Source organism: Paenibacillus sp. 102 (assembly GCF_039549175.1).
Lineage (GTDB): Bacteria > Bacillota > Bacilli > Bacillales > Bacillaceae_G > Bacillus_A.
The window spans coordinates 1-309 of record NZ_JBCGHT010000084.1; the positions used below are offsets into that span (position 1 = coordinate 1).

Here is a 309-nt window from a genome sequence, read left to right on the forward strand (position 1 = left end):
CCTCCATTTGCCTGGCAACGTCCTACTCTCACAGGGACAAGGTCCCAACTACCATCGGCGCTAGAGAGCTTAACTTCCGTGTTCGGTATGGGAACGGGTGTGACCTCTCTGCCATCATTACCAGACTTTATTCATTTGAGACAATCATTATTATACTTGATTCATTTAAAATGTCAACAAGTTTTTTTATGTTCTCTCAAAACTAGATAACATTGCTTCATATTATACGGTTAAGTCCTCGATCTATTAGTATTCGTCAGCTCCACATGTCACCATGCTTCCACCTCGAACCTATCAACCTGATCATCT

General features: G+C 41.7%; 2 rRNA genes. Both read right to left on the minus strand.

Features of this window, described 5'->3' with window-relative positions:
* Positions 1 to 9: 9 nt before the first annotated feature.
* Positions 10 to 125 (minus strand): 5S ribosomal RNA (gene rrf / locus AAIE21_RS29435).
* A 101-nt stretch (positions 126 to 226) separates the two neighbouring features.
* Positions 227 to 309 (minus strand): 23S ribosomal RNA (locus AAIE21_RS29440); the annotation flags it as partial.